The following is a 19,048-nucleotide window of genomic DNA, read 5'->3' on the forward strand; positions in this document are numbered from 1 at the left end:
GCTTCTCGCCGACATCATGTCAGGCCGATTTGCGCCGGATCGGGGTCGGAACTGGCACGCCCGCGCGGCGGAGCCCGGCGAATTCGGCGAGCAGGCGGTCGGCGCCGATGACGCGGTTGCGGCCGAGCCGTTTGGCCGCATAGAGCGCCTCGTCGGCGGCACCCAGCAGCCGGTCCGGGCCGCCGTCGGCTTCGCCCGGAATGTGGCTGGCGACGCCGACGCTCAGGGTGACGTGGTCGCCGGCCCCATTGGCGCCATGGGCGATCGCCAAGGCCATCACCGCGGTGCGGATGTCCTCCGCAACAGTGCAGGCGGCCTCGCCATCCATGTCCGGCAGGATCAGCGCGAATTCTTCCCCGCCATAGCGGCTGGCGAGATCGAGCGGGCGCACGGCATGCCGGCTGACGACCGCAGCGACCGCGCGCAGGCATTCGTCGCCGGTCTGGTGGCCGTGGCGATCGTTGAACAGCTTGAAATGATCGACGTCGGCGAACAGCAGCGCCACCGGCTTCTGCGTCCGCTGGGCGCGGGCCCATTCGTTCATCAGCATCTGGTCGAAGGCGCGGCGGTTCGACAGGCCGGTCAGCCCGTCCTTGGTGGCGAGCTCCTTCAGCGCCGTCTCGGCGCGCTTCTGGTCGGTGAGGTCTCGCAGCGTCTCCACCACCGCGATCAGGTCGCCGGCCTCGTCATGGATCGGGCCGGCGTCGATGGCGAGATAGAGCTGGCTGCCGAGCTTGGGCATCACGCACCAGTTCTCCGCGGAAAAGCCAAGCCCGTTATGACCGCGCGCGGCATATTCCGAATAGTATTCCGGCAGCTGCTCGGGACGGTCGAGCGCGACGAGGTCGGCAAGGCAGGGCCGCCTGGTCTCGTAGAACGCCTGCCAGTGTCTTGTCGTGCCGATCACCTCGGAGGCGGCAACGCCGGTCAGGCGCTCGCAGGCGCGATTCCAGATCACGACGCGGCGTTTGGGGTCGATCACGAAGGTCGGCACCACCAGGTGCTGCATCAGCCGCACGGCATAGGAGTCGGCGACATCGACGATCTTGCGCGATCTTGCCATTAGGCCACCGCCGCCACGCGCACGGCATCGCCCGGGCCGAACAGCTTGCGCACGTCAGCGGCCGGCTTCGGCGCGCTGAACAGGTAGCCCTGCATCTCCGTGCAGCCGAGGTTACGCAGCATCTCGCGCTGCGCCTCGGTCTCGACGCCTTCGGCGACCGTGGTCATGTTGCTGGCGGCGGCGATGTTCACCACCGCCTGCACGATCACGGGCGCGCCGCTGGTCTCCGCGATGTCGGCGACGAAGCAGCGGTCGATCTTGATCTTGTCGAACGGGAAGCGCTTCAGATAGCTCAGCGAGGAATAGCCCGTGCCGAAATCGTCGAGCGCGATGCGCACGCCGATCGCGCGCAGCTGGTGCAGGATCGAGAGCGCGGCCTCGTCGTCGCGGATCAGCACGGCCTCGGTGATCTCGAGCTCGAGCCGGCGCGGATCCAGCCCCGACGCGGCGAGCGCGCCGGCGATCCGCAGCGCCAGCGTGTCGCATTTGAGCTGCACCGGCGAGACGTTGACCGCGACGCGCACATGCGCAGGCCAGGTCGCGGCCTCGTTGCAGGCGGTGCGCAGCACCCAGTCGCCGAGCTCGTTGATGAGGCCGGTGTCCTCGGCCACCGGAATGAACTCCGCCGGCGAGACCATGCCGCGCTCGGGATGCCGCCAGCGCAGCAGCGCCTCGCAGCCCGAGACCTCGCCCGAGCGCAGATCGACCAGCGGCTGGTAGTGGATCTCGAAGCCGCCATTCACCAGCGCCCAGCGCAGATCCTGCTCCATGGCGAGGCGCGCCTTGGCGCTCGCGTCCATCTCCGGCTCGAAGAAGCGGTGGGTGCGGCGTCCCTCGGCCTTGGCGCCGTACATCGCAAGGTCGGCGTTCTTGATGAGCTGGTCGAGATCGGCCCCGTCCTGCGGCGCCAGCGCGATCCCGATGCTGGCATCGGTGGAGAGCTGGTGGCCGAGGCAGTGATACGGCTGCCGGATCGCCTCGTAGATCCGCGTCACGAAGGACAGCACGTCCGCAGAGGACTGGATCCCGGTCTGGATCACGGCGAATTCGTCGCCGCCGAGCCGCGCGATCAGATCGTCCTTCTTGAGGCAGCCGCGCAGGCGGGTCGCGATCGCCTTGAGCAGCTCGTCGCCGACATGATGACCGAGCGAATCGTTGATGCCCTTGAATTCGTCGACGTCGATATAGAGCAGCGCGAACTGGCAGCCATCCGCGACCTTGGCCAGCTCGCGTTCGATCTGCTCGCGGAACAGCGTGCGGTTCGGCAGGTCGGTCAGCGCATCGTAATGCGCCATATGCGCGATCTTGTCGTGGGCGCGCCGCCGCTCGGTGACGTCCTCGATGACGCTGATGAGATAGCGCGGTTCGCCGGACTCGTCGCGGATGCCGATCCGCGTCGAGGTGATATAGCGCATCCCCTTGGTCTGGCTCGGCCAGGGATGCTCGTCCTTGAACAATCCGGTGTCGGCGCCTTGCAGCGCCTCGCTGTCGTCCTCGGTGACGCGCCTCGCCGTCTCCTCCGGGTAGACGTCGAGGGGAGTCTTGCCGACGATGGCTTCGCGCGATCGGCCGAACTGCTCCTCGGCGGTCCGGTTGACCAGCAGATATTGCCGCGTCCGGGCGTCCTTCACCGTGATCTGTGATGGAATATGATCGATGATCTCGCGCAGGAACGTGTAGTTGCGGTCGCGCTCTTGCTCCAGATTGCGCCGCTCGGTGATCTCCTCGATGGTGGCGACCCATCCGCCTTGCGCGAGCGGGGTGTTGATGACCTGGAAGGCGCGGCCGTTCGGCAAATGATGGGTTCGCGTGGAGACCGTGCCTTCGGCCACGACCCGCATCACGTCGGCGCAGAACGCCTCGACGTCGCCGTCGAACGCGCCGCGCTCCTTGCGGTGACGCATCGCCTCGAGGATGTGACAGCCGGGCTTGATGACGTCGTGGGACAGGCCGAACATGTCGGCATAGCGGCGATTGCAGATGACGATGTAGCCGTTCGCGTCGTACAGGATCAGCCCTTGCGACATGTTGTTGAGGGCGGTGTCGAGCCGCTGTCGCTCCGCTTCGATCCGCGCCTGGGCGTCGCGATTCTGCCGGTTGATCTGGCGGATGATCAGATAGAGGATCATCGCGATCACGGCGGCCGAGAGCGTCGCGGTCGTGACCATGAAGCCGGTCTGCTGCCGCCAGTCGGCCAGCGCAGCGCTCATGGTGTTGGTGGCGACGATGACCAGCGGAAAATGGTTCAACGAGGCGGCCGAGCCGAGCCGCTCCTCGCCGTCAACGGGGCTCCTGACGCGAAGCGTGTGCTGGCCGCCCTTGGCCAGCACCTTCTGCATCAGCGGTGCCGTCTTGAAGCTCCTGCCGATCAGCTCCTCGACATGCGGATAGCGCGCCAGCATCTTGCCTTCGCGGTCGAACAGCGCAATCGCCGTGCCTTCGGCCAGCGCCACGGATGCGAAATAGTTCTGGTAGGTGTCCGGATCGATGCGGCGGACCATCGCGCCGAAGAAAGTGCCGTCGGTCCCGTGCAGCCGCCGCGCCACGATCGTGGTCCACTTGCCGATGATGAAGCTGCGGACCGATTCCAGGATGACCGGCTCGGACATCGGATCCGACTTGAAGGTCTGGAAATAGGCGCGCGAGGAGACGTTGATCTTGGGCAGCGGCTGGCTTCGCGACCAGTTGATCAACTCGCCGTCGGCATCGTAGATCGCGATGTCGCCGAGATAGGAGACCGAGCTGATCTTGCTGCGCAGCATCTGGTTCGCGGCCGGTCCCGTCATGCGCTCGCGGAACATGGCGGCCGAATTGATCTCCGGCAGGTTCATCTGCCCGATCAGATCGGCGGCGACGACGTCGGAATCTTCGAACTGCTGATCGAAGTGGCGCGCGATCAGCTGCACCGTGTTTTCCAGCTCGCGCTCGCGATTGACGAGGGTCCGCTCGCGGAATTCGCCGATGGCCATTGCGGTCACGGCGAAGATCCCCGCGACCAGCAACACGCCGCACAGGGTCAGCCAAAGCACCGGCCCGCGCCGAAGCGCTGCCTCCCAGCCGCCTCGGGCGGCTAGGGACATTCCGGTTGCCATCCCTGTAAAGACCTGGCGCATTCCCCCTCCCTGGAGGGACAGAATTACACCGCACAAATGGCGCAAACCTTAGGAAAGCCAGTTACCTAAGCATTAATCCGGTTGCGCGGATGCGCTCCCATGCAGCGGGACGGGAACCACGCCGCGGTTGTGCGGCGCGCGCAGCAATCGTTGCGCTGCATCATTAATCATAGCTTAATGCGAGGCGCCCGTGCTCTTGTCGCTGCCGCCACTGCGGAGACGTCCGACCACGCCGGTCGGGAAGAAATAGACGCTGGCGATGAACAGCAGCCCCAGCCACAGCAGCCAGCGGTCCGGGTGCAACAGCCCCGGCAGCAGCGGCAGGCCGGCTTCGCTCGCCGCCTTGGAGGCAACGCCCATCAGCGATTGCAGATAGTTCTGAGCAAGGATGAAGATGGTGGCGCCGATGATCGCGCCGTAGATCGTGCCCATGCCGCCGATCACGACCATCAGCAGGATATCCAGCATGATCGAGAAGCTGAGCGAGGTGTCGGGGCCGGCATAGCGCAGCCACAGCGCGTTCAAGATGCCGGCGCCGGCGGCGACGAGCGCCGCGAGGCAGTTGGCGTAGGTGAGGTGGAAGACGGTGCGGAAGCCGAGCGCCTCGGCGCGGAAACGATTCTCGCGGATCGCCTGCAGCACGCGCCCGAACGGCGAGTTCACCACCCGCAGCAGCGCAAGGATCATCAGCGCCGAGATCGCGAACACCAGGTAGAAAGTCAGGATGCGGCCGTTGATCTCGAATCCGAGCAGGTTCTTGGAGATCAGGACCGTGCCGGGGCGTAGCAGCTCGGGCAGCTGGAAGCTGCGGCCGTCCTCGCCGCCGGTCAGCCAGGACAGCTGCGAAGCCAGCACCTGGAAGGCGGAGGCGACCGCGAGCGTGATCATGGCAAAGAAGATCGCGGCCACCCGCAGCGAGAACAGGCCGATCGCGAGCGCCAGCAGCGCGGCGAGCGGCAGGCCGACGACGATGCCGGTTGCGACCGCCGCCCAGTTCGGGCCCATGCCGTACAGCGCGATCGCGATGGCGTAACTGCCGATGCCGTAGAACATGGTGTGGGCGAACGACACCGAGCCGGTATAGCCGAGCAGCAGATCGTACGAGGCGACCAGCGCGGCGAAGACGCAGATTTTTGCTGCGACATTCAGCGCCTTGGCGCCCGGAAACAGGAAAGGCGTTGCCGCCAGCGCCAGGATGATGACGACGAGGAGGAGCGTGAGCACGCGGCTCCGCGGCGGATCGCCGGAAAGGATCATCATCGGCTGGTCACCGCATAGAGGCCGCGCGGCCGCCACATCAGAATGGCGACCATCAGCAGGATGTTGGAGACGAGGGCGAGTTTCGGCACCAGGAAGCCGCCGTAATTGGCGACCATCGCAACCAAAATCGCGCCGATGAAGCAGCCGCCGATCGACCCCAAACCCCCGATGATGACGACGATGAAGATCAGGACGGTGAGGTCGTCGCTCATGGAGGCGTGGACCTGCTCGCGGTAGAGCGCCCACATCACGCCGCCGAGGCCGGCGAGCGCCGAGCCCGTCATGAACACGCCGAGGAACAGGCGGCGGATGCGATAGCCGAGCGCCTCGACCATCTCGCGGTTCTCGACGCCGGCGCGGATCAGGAGGCCGAGCTTGGTGCGGTTGAGCACGAGCTGGATCGCGATGAAGACGGCAAGGCCAATCAGCATTGCCAGCACGCGGTATTTGGCAATCGCGACGTCACCGAGGATGAAGGAGCCGCGCAGCGAGGCCGGCAGCGGCATCGGGATGATCTGCGGCCCCCAAAGGGCATAAAGCGTCTGCTCGGCGACGATCAGGCCGCCGGTCGTCATCAGAATCTGCTTCAGATGCTGGCCGTAGACCGGCAGGATCAGCACGCGTTCGATGATCAGGCCGAGCGCGCCGGAGACCGCCATGGACAGCAGCGCGGCTGGGGCCAGCACTGCAAGGTTCACCCAGAGCGAATCCGCCTGGATGGAAGCCGCGAACGGTGCCAGCACCAGCGTTGCGACATAGGCGCCGACGGCGATGAAGGCGCCATGGCCGAAATTGAGCACGTCCATCAGGCCGAAAACGAGAGTAAGCCCGGAGGCCATGATGAAGATCATCATGCCCATGGCGAGGCTCGCCGCGGTCAAGGTCAGCCAGGACGAAGTCGATCCGATCAGCGGGATCATCAGGAGCGCGAGCGCGATCGGCAGCAGGATCGGCGCGAGGTCGCGCTTCGGCTTCGGCAACGGGTCGGTTGCGGCAAGGTCAGTCACTGATGCGCCTCCAGGCTCAGGCCGAGCAGCCGCTCCTGCAGCGGCACGTCGGCGGCGAGCGCCGCCATCTCGCCGCGGTGGACGATGGTGCCGTTGTCCATCACCAGCACATTGTCGCCCAGCTCGCGGGCGGCGAAGAAATTCTGTTCGACGAGAAGAATCGTCGCGCCCTTGCGCTTGATCTCTTTCAGGCACTCGATCAGCGCCATCACGATGGCGGGCGCGAGGCCCTTGGTCGGCTCGTCGATCAAGAGCAGCTTGCGCGGCTCGATGATCGCGCGTGCGATGGACAACATTTGTTTTTGTCCGCCCGAGAGACTTCCCGCCCGCGACAGCCAGAAGCGGCGCAGCGCCGGAAAGAAGCCAAAAATCCATTCCAGCTGCCTGTCATCCAGCGGCGCGTCACGCGCTGCGAGGACGAGATTTTCCTTCACCGTGAGGTCGGAGAACACCGCCATGCTCTCGGGCACGTAGCCGACGCCGAGCCGGGCGATGTCGGGCGTCGCGCGGCTTTCGATGCGCTCGCCGGCGAGGGTGATCTCGCCGGAGGAGGCCTGCCACAGGCCCATGATGGTGCGCAGCGTCGTGGTCTTACCGGCGCCGTTGCGGCCGAGCAGCATCGTGACCTGTCCTTGCGGGACGGCGAGATCGATGCCCTGGAGGATGTGGTAGCGCCCGATATGGGTATGCACGCCGGAGAGTTTTAAGAGGTCGGTCATGCAGCACTCTTCGGGGCGACGCCGAGATAGGCTTCCTGCACGATCGGCGAGGCGATCACCTCGGCCGGCGGGCCATCGGCGACGAGCTGCCCGTTATGCAGCACGATGATGCGGTCGGCGAGCGAGCGCACCACGTCCATCTTGTGCTCGACGAGGAGAATGATCTTGCTCTTGTCCTGCTTCAGCTGCGCAATCAGGTTCAGCACGACAGGCACCTCGTCGATGCTCATGCCCGCGGTCGGCTCGTCGAACATGAACACTTTCGGCTCCAGCGCGATCATCAGGGCGACCTCGAGCTTGCGCTGGTCGCCATGCGATAGCGCGGTCGCGGCGACGCCGCGGCGATTGCCGAGCGCGACCTGGTCGAGGATGCCGTCGGCGCGTGCGATCAGGTCACGGCGGACCATCCAGGGCCGCAGCATGTCGTAATGCGTGCGTTCGCGGCTTGCACGGCGAGGCGGACGTTCTCTTCCACCGTCAGGTTCGGGAACAGGTTGGTCAGCTGGAAGGCACGGCCGAGGCCCGCGCGCGTGCGCAAGGGCGCAGAATGCTGGGTGATGTCGGTGCCGCCAAACAGGATGCTGCCGCTGGAGGCGCGAAGCTGGCCCGAGATCAGATTGAAATAGGTGGTCTTGCCGGCGCCGTTCGGCCCGACGATGGCGGTCAGCTCGCCCGGGCGGAACGTGCAGGTGACGTTGTTGACCGCGACATGGCCGCCGAAGCGAATGGTGAGGTCGCGGGTTTCGAGGGTGAGAGACATTGACCGTCTGGCAATTGATGAAGCGGGATCTATCCGCAGCTACGCTGCGCCCCCTCCCCCGCATGCGGGGGAGGGCAGGGGAGAGGGTGTCTCAGCAATCGAGAGCCCCCGAGAGGAAAGAGCCCTCTCCCGGCCTCTCCCGCAAGCGGGAGAGGTGAAGAAGCACCTACCGCTTGTTCTTCACCGGAACGTCCATGTCCTCGATCTTCAATTCGCGCACCGGCTCGAGCACGGCCCAGGCGACGTTCGGATCGACCTTGACCTTGAAGTGATACATGCTCTGCAGCGCCTGATGGTCCTCTTTCCGGAACACCATCTTGCCCTTCGGCGTATCGAACTCCATGCCTTCCATCGCGGTGATCAGCTTCTCGGTGTCGGTCGACTTCGCCTTGGTGACGGCGGCGACGACGGACATCGCCGCGGCAAAGCCGCCCGCGGTGAAGAAGTCCGGCGGCGCGTTGAAGCGCTTCTGGTGCTCGGCAACGAACCAGTCGTTCACCGGGTTCTTCGGGATGTCGTAGTAGTAATAGGTGGCGCCTTCCATGCCGGGCAGGCCCTTATAGGCGGCGAGCGCCGGCAGGATGTTGCCGCCGGTGGAGAGCTCGATGCCGTAGCGCTTCGGGTCCATGTCCTGGAGCTTGGCCAGCGGATTGCCGGCGCCGGCCCAGATCACCCAGATCACCTTGCGGCCCGGCTTGTCCTTCAGCGCATCGAACAGGCGCTGGCCGACCGCGGTGAAGTCCGTGGTCGAGGTCGGGGCATATTCTTCGGCGGCGAGCGTCGCGCCGGTCTTGGCCAGCGCTTCCTTGAAGGCGGCGACGCCGTCGCGGCCGAAGGCGTAGTCCTGCGCCAGCGTCGCAACGGTGACGCCCTGCTTGCCGATCGCGACCGCGTTCGAGATCGCGTCCTGCGAGGAGTTGCGGGCGGTGCGGAAGATGTAGCGATTCCACTTCTCGCCGGTAATCTGGTCCGCGACCGCGGGCTCGACGATCAGGATCTTCTTGTTCTCCTCGGCGACGGGGAGAATCGCGAGTGCGGCGGCCGACGAGGTCGTGCCGATCGCGATGTCGGCCTTGTCGTCCTGATAGGCTTCGGCGAGAGCGGCCTTGGACAGGTCCGGCTTGCCCTGGTCGTCCTTGGTGATGACGACGATCTTGCGGCCGTCGATCGTCATGGTGCCCTTGGTGGCGTACTCAAAACCCATTTGCAGGCCGGTCTCGGTCTGCTTGGCATAGGCTTCGAGCGGGCCGGTCTTGCCGTAGATCAGCGCGACCTTGAGATCGTCGGCCTGCGCGGAGGCACTCGCGGCGAGGGCGAGAATGGTTGTTGTTATGATGAGCGATCGACGCACGATGGTCCCTCCTGATTCAAAGTTTCTCGGCAACAGCGATTTGCACAAGCTTGCGAACATTGCAATTGCACCTTCCGGCGAAGCGCGTCGACATGCGGGCCTGCATCATTTTTGAGCCTGCCGCAGGGCGTGGGATGCGCCGGCCGCGGCAGCTCCCTCGACTTGACGCCAGTCCGACTGCGCCTCGTCCGCGCTTTCGAAAATATGCGGCGCAACGCCGCGCCGCTCCAGCGCTTCGCCGAGCTTGATGCGCAGGAACCCCGATGTGGTGTAGCGCGACACGCCGGAATAGAAGCGATCGACCAGGCTGCGGACCATGGCCGAATAATCGTCCATCAGCTCCGGCAGGATGGAAAAGTTGTCATAATTGACGATGGCGTAGACCCGGCGGCCGAGCGGGGCGAGCCTCGCCTCGACGATGGCGGCGATGGTGTCGATCTCGGCCCGGCTGCGCAGCGGATAGCGTTCCAGATTAACGAAGAACAGGTTCTGCTGCTCGTCCAGCGAGAAGCGCTGGTCGAGCGGGATGGTGAGCAGTCGCTCGCGCAGCTCCATCAGGCCGTCGCGGAAGATGCGCTCGTCCATCAGCATGGGATCGCGCGGGATCAGCGGCTTGAAATCCATCAGGTGCAGGATGTCGCGCTCGATGTCGATGCCCGGCGCGACCTCGGTGAGCTCGAGCCCGTCGGGGCGCAGCACGAAGACGCAGCGCTCGGTGACATAGAGCACGCGCTGCCCGCGTGCCGCCGAGACGGCGCCGCTGAAGGTCACGTGCTCGACATGGTCGACGAATTTGCGCGAGCTGGCTTCCTCGAGGATCGACAGCCTGCCGTCGTTCACCGCAATGCGCTGCCGGCCCGCACCGAAGGTGCCGACGAAGACGACCTCCTTGGCGTTTTGGCTGATGTTGATGAAGCCGCCGGCACCCGCGAGCTTCGGGCCGAACTTGCTGACATTGAGATTGCCTGCGCGGTCAACCTGGGCAAGGCCGAGGAAGGCCGCATCGAGACCGCCGCCGTCGTAGAAGTCGAACTGGTAGGGCTGGTCGATCACCGCCTGGGTGTTGATCGCCGCGCCGAAATCGATGCCGCTCGCCGGGATGCCGCCGATCACGCCGGGCTCCGCCGTCAGCGTGATCAGATCGATGATCCGCTCTTCATTGGCGACCGAGGCGATTCCCTCCGGCATGCCGATGCCGAGATTGACGACGCTGTTGGCCTTCAGCTCGAGCGCTGCGCGCCGTGCGATAACCTTGCGCTCGCTGACCGGCATCACCGGCAGCGAGGCGGCGCGGACGCGGATCTCGCTCGAATAGGCCGGATTGTAGGGCGTGCCGAACGTCTGCCAATGATTCTCAGGTTTCGCCACGACGACGCAGTCGACGAGGATGCCGGGGATCTTGACCTGGCGCGGATTGAGGCTGCCGCTCTCGGCGACGCGCTCGACCTGGGCGATGACGATGCCGCCGGAATTATGCGCCGCCATGGCGATGGCGAGCGCTTCCAGCGTCAGCGCCTCTTTCTCCATGGTGAGGTTGCCGTCGGCATCGCCGGTGGTGGCGCGAATGATGCCGACGTCGATTGGAAATGTCTTATACAGCAGGCAGTCCTCGCCGCCGATCCGGATCAGCTCGACCAGCTCTTCGGTGGTGCGCGCATTGAGCTTGCCGCCGCCGTGCCGGGGGTCGACGAAGGTGCCCATGCCGACGCGGGTGATGTGGCCGGGCCGGTGGGCGGCGATGTCGCGGAACAGATGCGTGATCACGCCCTGCGGCAGGTTATAGGCCTCGATCTGGTTTGCGATCGCAAGCTGCTGCAATTTCGGCGCAAGCCCCCAATGGCCGCCGATCACGCGGCGGACCAGGCCCTCATGCGCGAAATGATTGAGGCCGCGATGCTGGCCGTCGCCCTGGCCCGCGGCATAGACCAGCGTCAGATTGCGCGGCTTGCCTTGGGTGTAGGGCGCATCGCCCTCGTTGGAGAGATAGAGCTCCTCCAGCGCGATTGCGATCTCCTCGGCAAAGCCGATGCCGACGAAGCCGCCGGTCGCCACGGTATCGCCGTCGCGGATCAGCATGACCGCTTCCGCTGCACTGACGACCTTGCCCTTCTCGGCGTTGCGCAAATAGGGCAAGGCAGGATGCTGGCTCATGGCATTCCCTCCCATGTCTGTTGCGGACTGCATGCCCGTTCTTCTCGCTTGGCTCTATTGGTATCGCGTGGAGCGGCTGGCGACCAGCCGCTCCGGCGTCGCGGGGCAGCCCATTCAGGACTGAGGCGTCTTGCGCGTTTCGGTGGCGAAATAGACCGACACGACGGTAATGATCGCCAGCGCAATCATGTAGAGCGAGATCGGCCAGGTCGCCGGCGCGTAGGCCGTCATCAATCCCGTCGCGATCAGCGGCGACAATGCGCCGGCGAAGATCGAGGCGAGATTGTAGCCGAGCGAGACGCCGCTATAGCGCACCTTGGTGCCGAACAGCTCCGACAGGAAGCTCGCCTGCGGCCCATACATCGCGGCATGGCCGACGGCGAGGCCGAGCACGATCGCGATCCAGGCATATTGCGGGTTCTTGGTCGCAAGCAGCATGAACAGCGGGAACGACATCAGCGCCGAGAACACCGCGCCGAAGATATAGACCGGCCGCCGCCCGACGCGGTCGGAGAGCGCGCCGAAGGCGGGGATGGTGAAGGTCTCGATCGCGGCGCCGATCAGGACGCCGTTGAGCATGTCCTGCTTGTTCATGCCGAGCGATTGCGTCGCGTAGGCGAGCACGAAGGTGGCGTAGATGTAGAAGAAGCCGTTCTCGGCAAAGCGCGCGCCCATCGCGAGCAGGATGTTCTTCGGGTACATCCGGATCGCCTCCAGGATCGGCATCTTCACCTCCTGCTTGGTGTCCTTGACCTTCTGGAACTCCGGCGATTCCGCGATGGTGAAACGGATCCACAGGCCGACCAGCACCAGCGCGATCGAGAACAGGAACGGGATGCGCCAGCCCCAGGCATAGAGCTGGGCGTCGGTCAGCATCGCGGACACCACCGAGAACACCAGCGTGCCGAGCACGAGGCCGAGTGGTGCGCCGAGCTGCGGCCAGCTGCCGTAAAAACCCTTCTTGTCCGCGGGCGCATGCTCGACCGCCATCAGCACCGCGCCGCCCCATTCGCCCCCTAAGCCAAAGCCCTGGACCAGGCGGCACGTCACCAGCAGGATCGCGGCCCAGATGCCCGCGGTCTCATAGGTCGGCAGGAAGCCGATCGCCGCGGTCGCCGCGCCCATGATCAGCAGCGTCAGATAGAGCATGGTCTTGCGGCCGATCTTGTCGCCGTAATGCCCGAACACGACGCCGCCGAGCGGGCGCGCGATGAAGCCAAGCGCGTAGGTCGCGAACGCCAGCAGCGTTCCCATCATCGGGTCGAAGGTCGGAAAGAACAGCTTGTTGAAGATCAGCGCGGCGGCGGTGCCGTAGAGGAAGAAGTCGTACCACTCGATGGCCGTGCCGATCAGGCTCGCGGTGGCGACCGTGACGTGCGAGGGCTGTTTCGCCTGAAGCTGATGAACTGAGATCGCTTCACTCATCTTGCGTCCTCCCTGGTTTTGCGAATGCGCATGTGCGGCATGCGTCATTGTGCAAAGCAAAGAGCAAGCGCCGCGCCAGATGCCGCGGACCTGGGCAAAATGCCGGAAAATCCAGCAGATTCAGCGTCCGCGCCGGAATGGAGGTGCAAATCGCCGTGTCCGGAATCCGAGACTCCGGACACTCCAAGTCTCGAAACTCAGACGGAGGCGGGGCCCGAGGCGAGGCCGAACTTGGCGAGCTTCTTGTAGAAGGTCGCGCGCGAGATCCGCAGCATCCGCGCGCCTCGGCGATCTGGCCGTTGCTGGCGGCGAGCGCTGTTCGAGCGTGTGCTTCTCGAACTCGGCCTCGGCTTCGGCATAGGGCACCACTGCTCCGGCCGGGCGCGAAGGCGCCGCGACCCTGACCTCGGCGCCGACGGGAAGGATGCGCGCGACGTCGTCGCCGGTCAGCCGTCCGGAATCGCTCAGGATCAGCGCGCGCTCCAGGATATTGCGGAGCTCGCGGACATTGCCGGGCCAGTCGTAGCGCGCTAGCGCTGCGAGCGCGCTCGGCGTGATCCTGGCGTTGACGTAATCGCCGGACGCGCTGATGTCCTCGAGCAGCCGGGCGCAGATATCGGGGAGATCGTCCAGGCAGTCCCGCAGCGGCGGCAAGTCGATCGAGAGCACGTTGAGGCGGTAATAGAGATCGGGCCGGAACGCGCCGTCGCTGACGCGCTTGCGCAGATCGACATTGGTGGCGGCGACGACGCGGACATCGACCTTGGAGATCTTGTCCGAGCCGAGCGGCTCGATCTCGCGCTCCTGCAGCACGCGCAAGAGCTTGGCCTGCAATTGCAGCGGCATCTCGCCGATCTCGTCGAGGAACAGCGTGCCGCCGTCGGCGATGCGGAATTTTCCCTCGCGCCCCCTGCGGTCGGCGCCGGTATAGGCGCCCGGCGCGGTGCCGAAGAACTCCGATTCGATCAGCGTGTCGGGAACGGCCGCGACATTGACGCTGACGAACGGCTTCTCGGCGCGCGAGGAGGCATTGTGAATGGCCTGCGCCAGCATCTCCTTGCCGGTTCCGGTCTCGCCGGTGAGCAGCACGGTCACGCTCTGGCGCGCAGCGCGGCTTGCGAGCTGCTTGGCCTGCGCGATCGCCGGCGTGGTGCCGACGAAGTCGGCGAAGGTGAAGCGCGCCGCGCGGGCGTTGGACAATTGCCGCCGCGCCAGCCGCAGATCGCTCTCGAGCTGGGCGACGCGGGCGAGCAGGGGCTTGAGGCTTTCGAGATGGTCGTAGAGCACGAACCCGATCGCGCCGATCACCTTGCCGTTCTCGTCCTCGATCGGCATGCGGGTGACGACCAGCTGCTCGCCGCCGAGCTCCATGATGTCGAGCAGGATCGGCTCGCCGGTCTCGGCCACCTTCCGCATCAGGCTGTTCGGAATGACCTCCTCGATCGGCCGTCCCATCGCCTCGGATGTGTGCTTGAGGCCGAGCGCCGCAAGATATTTCTCGTTGACGTAGACCACCCGCCCGCCGCGATCGATCGCGATCGCGCCCTCGCAGAGCTTCTCCAGCCGCTCGAACAGCGTCTCCATCGCGCGCGCGCGAAGATAGGCGGGATCGCTGACGGAGGATGAGGTGGACATGACATACCCCAGGGGAGGTCCGCCTGTGTATTAGCAAAAGGGCAGCAATTTCAAAGGGGGAAATGGCACGCAAGCCAGCTCAGCAATTGCCGTCGTCCCGGGGCGCGAAGCGAACCCGGCAACTGTTATGTTGGGTTGGCTTTCAGGTACGGCTTTCTGTCACGCATCATCCAACGGCTTCCCGCCCAACCCATCCTGACAGACTTCCAAGACACAGGGACCCATACCCACAGGAAGAGGTTTGGCGAAGACTCGGAGTGGGAGCCTCGCGCCTAACCGCTTCCTGTAGTTATGGGTCCCGGGCTCGCGCTTCGCGCGCCCCGGGACGACAGCGAGATCGTCGCGCCGTTGCCCTACCGCCGATACCCGCTCGCCCGCGAATAGCCCTGGCGGTTCTGCTGCATCGGGCGCTCGCCACGCTGGCGCGGGACTCGCTCGAGGCAGGCGTCGCGAGCTTCAGCTCCTCCAGGAAGATGGGCCGCGAGAAGTAATAGCCCTGGGCGTAGCGGATCTTGGTCGCAGCCTGGAGATAGGCGAGCTCCTCGTAGGATTCGAGGCCTTCGGCGATCACGGTCATGCCGAGCGCCTCGCTCAAGGATTCGATCGCGCGCAGGATGCCCTGGCTGCGCGGACGCTTATGGATGTCGGTGATGAAGGAGCGGTCGATCTTGATCTCGTCCGCTGTGATGTCGGCCAGCGCCGAGAGCGAGGAATAGCCGGTGCCGAAATCATCGATCGAGATGCCGACGCCGAGCTTGCGGAACATCGGCAGGATCTCGGCCTGGAAATGATTCTTGGCGACGAAGGCGTCTTCCGTCACCTCGATCATGAACCGCTTGGGAAAGCCGGTGTCGTCGAGCGCCTGCGCGAAGCTGCGCATGAATTCGGGATTGCCGGCCTGCTTGGCCGCGACGTTGATGCTGATGGTCGCTTCCGGGCCGAACGTGTCGTTGATCAGGTCGATCGACTTGACGATCTCGGCCAGCACCAGATGGGTCAGCTCGTCGATCAGCCCGAGCTCGCTGGCGAGGTTGATGAACGAGCCCGGCGCCTGGATCACGCCCTCGTCGTCGCGCAGGCGCACCAATGCCTCGATGCCCTTCACCGCCTGGGTGCGGATGTCGACCTTGGACTGGAACGCGCAGCAGAAGCGCTTTTCGAGGATGGCGAGCCGCAGCGACTGCTCGATCTTCGTCCGCGCCAGCGCCTCCCGCTCCATGCTGGAATCGAAGAAGGCCGCCGATCCCTTGCCGTCGTTCTTGATGCGGTACATCGCGATGTCGGCGTTCTGGCGCAGCGTCTCGAAATTGCGTCCATGATCGGGATAGAGGCTGATGCCGACCGAGGTGGAGGCGAAGACTTCCGAATTGTCGATGAAGAACGGTGCGGTCAGCCGCTCCAGCGTCGACTGCATGAATTCGGCGACTTCCTCCTGGCTCTGGATCGGGGCGAGCAGCAGCAGGAACTCGTCGCCGGAGATGCGCGACAGCATGTCGGAATCGCGCAAGTCCCGCCCGAGCCGCTTCGACAGCTCGACCAGCAGCGCATCGCCGACGGCGTGGCCGTAATAGTCGTTGATGTGCTTGAAATTGTCGACGTCGAGAAAGGCCAGCGCAAAGCGATCGCCGCCGCGCTCGCGCGCCAGCAGGCTGTTGGCACGATGCTCGATCACGCGCCGCGAGGGCAGGCCGGTCAGCTCGTCGAAATAGGCCGAGCGGAACAGCTGGTCCTCGAAATTCTTCTGTTCGGTGATGTCGGAGGAGGCCGAGATCAGGAGTTCGCGTCCAGCGAGGCGCACGGGACGATGGGTCGTCAGCAGCACCTGGCGCGCGGCGCCCTCGTGCAGTGCTTCCTCGGTGACGACGGATTGGCCGGCGCTCAGCGCCTGGCGGCAGGCTTCGCGGCGCGGCGAAAGATCGGGGGAGGGACGGCTGCCGTCCATGCCGAGCTGGGCGGCCGCTGCATCGTTAACCAGCAGAAGCTTGCCTTCGGCGTCCTGCACGGTCAGGCCGGCAGGCAGCATTCTAACGATTTCCTTGAGAAATCCGAGCTCGGCTTCACTCGCGCCGGAATATTTGTTGTCGTTCATAGAAGTCATGAATCTTGTTGTTTCAGCGCGCCTTTGCAATGGCTGCGATCTTGCGTGGTTCCCTCTTAAGTTTGGTTAAGGGGTCCGCAGAAATACGGGGGTGTTTTCGAGGAAACTTGCGGCGATGCGACACGCGCTGTCGATCGTCATTAACAGAGCGTCAATGCCACTTGCGAAAGCGCGGGCGGCGCGCGCGGTTGTCTTTCGCTTGTTTCGTTCTCGTTGCGTGATCAAAGGTCGTCATGCCCGGGACATAGGCGAGCGAAGCGACGCCGTCCTTCGGACGGCTATGCCCGGCCATGACGCTGTGGATGCTTCGGTGACCCGATCGATCGAGTTCGCTATCCGCCTAGCCGCTCTTCGGGATGCGGCATTGCATGATGCAATGCAGGCCGGTCTGAAGATACGAGATCTCGGTCTTGCCCTCGAAGGCGAACAGGGCCGACTTCAGCAATTTGGTGCCGAAGCCCGGCGCCGACACCTCGCCGACGCTCGGGCCTTCGGTTTCATCCCAGGTGACGGTGAGGCGATCGCCGTTGACGGTCCACGAGACCTGCAACAAGCCGCGGGGCGAGGAGAACGCGCCATATTTGCCCGCGTTGGTGGCGAGCTCGTGAAACATCAATGACAGCGTGACCGCGAGCTTCGGCGGCAGGAACAGCCGGTCGCCGTTCAGCGTAAAGCGGACATGGCCGTAAGGCCCGAGCTCCGCGATCAGCAGATCGCGGATGTCGCAGCCACCCTTGTCGACCCGCGAGATCAGATCGTCGGTCGTGGCCAGCGACCGCAGCCGCGGGTCGATCCGGGCCCACACCTGCGGCTGGTCATGCAGCACCTGGTGCATCACGGCGTGCACAGTCGACAGCTTGTTCTTCAGCCGGTGCTGGAGCTCCTCGACCAGGAGCTTGCGATACTCCTCTTCCTCGATCAGCCGCCTGGAGATCCGGCGTTGCTCGACCAGGAGCGAGCGATAGTGCTCGACGCCCCAGATGGTGAGCGCGCAGACCGCCCAATACAGCGCCAGCAGGGCAAATCGCGCGCGATCGGCAAAGGCATCGCCGAAATTCAGGACGACGCCGAGCACGCCGCCGACGATCGCCGTCAAGATGCCGATCCGGAAGCCGCCGAAGGCGGTAGCAAAGAACACGGCAGGAAAGTAGGGGGTGAAGTAGACGTCGGGCCGCACTTGCGCGAGTCCCCAACGCGCCAGCGTCGCAACCAGCACGCAGGTGGTCGCAAAGGCGAGGCTCAGGCCGAGTGATGGCGGCGCCATGCCCTGCCAGCCCTTGCGGAATTCGTCGATCAGCTTCTCCATGCGCGGCCCGGTCGCGATCTGCATTCGCCATGAATGTTACGCATGTCGCCAGCGCAAGCAAAGCTTGCCTTGTCGAAAGTCGGCAGGAATAGTGAGCACCGCGGAGCCGTCATGCTCGGTGTCCGCCATTTGGCATCAAAAAGTTCAAAAACAGGGACATTCCATGGGCAGGCTGGACGGCAAGGTGGCGGTGATCACGGGCGCGACGAGCGGCATCGGATTGCGGACTGCGGAAGTCTTCGTTGCCGAAGGTGCCAAAATTGTGATCGCGGGGCGGCGACTACCGGAAGGCGAGGCGCTGGCCACGCGGCTCGGGTCCAACTGCATCTTCCGCCAGACCGACGTGACGGTCGAAGCGCAGATGCAGGCGCTGATCGCGCTGGCGGTGGAGAAATTCGGTCGGGTCGACTGTCTCTTCAACAATGCCGGCGGCCCGGCGCAGACCGGGGGCATCGAGGGCCTCGAGGTCGAGCGCTTCGACGCGGCGATGGCGACCCTGGTCCGCAGCGTCATGCTCGGCATGAAGCACGCCGCGCCCTACATGAAGAAGCAGGGTTCCGGCAGCATCATCAACAATGGCAGCATCGCGGGCCGCCTCGCCGGCTTCTCCTCGTCGGTCGTCTATGGCGCGGCCAAGGCGGCGGTGATCCATCTCACCAAATGCGTGGCGATGGAGCTCGGCGAAGCGAATGTGCGCGTCAACTCGATCTCGCCCGGCGCGATCGCGACCGGCATTTTCGGCAAGGCGCTTGGGCTATCGACCGACGCCGCCGAGAAGACGCCGGCGGTGATGCGCGAGGTCTACAAGACCGCGCAGCCGATCCCGCGTGCGGGCCTGCCCGACGACATCGCCCACGCCGCGGTGTTCCTGGCCAGTGACGAATCCAGCTTCATCAACGGCCACGACCTCGTCATCGACGGCGCCATGACCGGCGGCCGCAACTGGAGCCAGCAGCAGCAGGGCTTGAGCGCGTTGCGCAAGGCATTTGACGACGGGGCGTAACCGCTCCGGCGACGGTGCCGTAGGGTGGGCAAAGGCGCGCCCTTCGCGCGCCGTGCCCACCAAATGTCCCTATGCGAAAGATCGTGGGCACGGCGCTCCGCGCCTTTGCCCACCCTACGATATCTCGTGCCACGGACGCAGCGCAGCGCTTCTTCAG

At 65.2% G+C, this 19,048-nt stretch carries 11 protein-coding genes and 2 pseudogenes; 1 reads left to right on the forward strand and 12 read right to left on the reverse strand.

From position 1 onward, the window contains the following. Positions 1–19: 19 nt before the first annotated feature. From FOM02_RS01755 to FOM02_RS01810, 12 genes and pseudogenes are all read right to left on the reverse strand, one after another. Entirely contained in the window at positions 20–1,063 is a 1,044-nt protein-coding gene (locus FOM02_RS01755) for a diguanylate cyclase (protein ID WP_027563994.1), read from the reverse strand. Next, positions 1,063–4,176 carry an EAL domain-containing protein gene (locus FOM02_RS01760; RefSeq protein ID WP_027563995.1) on the reverse strand — a complete coding sequence of 1,038 codons (3,114 nt, stop codon included), beginning with the start codon at positions 4,174–4,176 and terminating at the stop codon, positions 1,063–1,065. The genes FOM02_RS01755 and FOM02_RS01760 overlap by 1 nt, the downstream gene beginning before the upstream one ends. Positions 4,177–4,350: 174 nt before the next feature. Beyond that, positions 4,351–5,436, reverse strand: a complete 1,086-nt coding sequence (locus FOM02_RS01765) for a branched-chain amino acid ABC transporter permease (RefSeq protein WP_027563996.1) — start codon at positions 5,434–5,436, stop codon at positions 4,351–4,353. Further along, the gene (locus FOM02_RS01770; protein WP_027563997.1) at positions 5,433–6,443 is read right to left on the reverse strand and encodes a branched-chain amino acid ABC transporter permease; all 1,011 of its coding nucleotides are present in this window, start codon (positions 6,441–6,443) and stop codon (positions 5,433–5,435) included. The genes FOM02_RS01765 and FOM02_RS01770 overlap by 4 nt, the downstream gene beginning before the upstream one ends. Next, positions 6,440–7,162: an ABC transporter ATP-binding protein gene (locus tag FOM02_RS01775; protein ID WP_027563998.1), complete on the reverse strand. Its 723-nt coding sequence runs from the start codon at positions 7,160–7,162 to the stop codon at positions 6,440–6,442. The genes FOM02_RS01770 and FOM02_RS01775 overlap by 4 nt, the downstream gene beginning before the upstream one ends. Continuing rightward, positions 7,159–7,922, reverse strand: a pseudogene (locus FOM02_RS01780) (ABC transporter ATP-binding protein). The gene FOM02_RS01775 and the pseudogene FOM02_RS01780 overlap by 4 nt, the downstream one beginning before the upstream one ends. A gap of 166 nt (positions 7,923–8,088) precedes the next feature. Continuing rightward, positions 8,089–9,273, reverse strand: coding sequence for a substrate-binding domain-containing protein (locus FOM02_RS01785; RefSeq protein ID WP_027564000.1), 1,185 nt, complete (start codon positions 9,271–9,273; stop codon positions 8,089–8,091). A 105-nt stretch (positions 9,274–9,378) separates the two neighbouring features. After that, positions 9,379–11,424 carry an acyl CoA:acetate/3-ketoacid CoA transferase gene (locus FOM02_RS01790; protein ID WP_027564001.1) on the reverse strand — a complete coding sequence of 682 codons (2,046 nt, stop codon included), beginning with the start codon at positions 11,422–11,424 and terminating at the stop codon, positions 9,379–9,381. Positions 11,425–11,538: 114 nt separating this feature from the next. After that, entirely contained in the window at positions 11,539–12,849 is a 1,311-nt protein-coding gene (locus FOM02_RS01795; RefSeq protein ID WP_027564002.1) for an MFS transporter, read from the reverse strand. A gap of 120 nt (positions 12,850–12,969) precedes the next feature. Beyond that, the gene (locus tag FOM02_RS01800) at positions 12,970–14,484 is read right to left on the reverse strand and encodes a sigma-54 interaction domain-containing protein (protein WP_265441421.1); all 1,515 of its coding nucleotides are present in this window, start codon (positions 14,482–14,484) and stop codon (positions 12,970–12,972) included. Between the two features lie 353 nt (positions 14,485–14,837). After that, positions 14,838–16,573: pseudogene (locus FOM02_RS01805) on the reverse strand (putative bifunctional diguanylate cyclase/phosphodiesterase). Positions 16,574–16,922: 349 nt separating this feature from the next. Further along, positions 16,923–17,888: a sensor histidine kinase gene (locus FOM02_RS01810; protein ID WP_027563315.1), complete on the reverse strand. Its 966-nt coding sequence runs from the start codon at positions 17,886–17,888 to the stop codon at positions 16,923–16,925. Between the two features lie 163 nt (positions 17,889–18,051). On the opposite strand from FOM02_RS01810, the gene FOM02_RS01815 reads away from it, so the two are divergent. Next, positions 18,052–18,891 carry an SDR family NAD(P)-dependent oxidoreductase gene (locus FOM02_RS01815; RefSeq protein WP_027563314.1) on the forward strand — a complete coding sequence of 280 codons (840 nt, stop codon included), beginning with the start codon at positions 18,052–18,054 and terminating at the stop codon, positions 18,889–18,891. Positions 18,892–19,048 lie beyond the last annotated feature (157 nt).

It is taken from the genome of Bradyrhizobium sp. SEMIA, from assembly GCF_014844175.1.
Taxonomy (GTDB): Bacteria; Pseudomonadota; Alphaproteobacteria; order Rhizobiales; family Xanthobacteraceae; genus Bradyrhizobium; species Bradyrhizobium arachidis.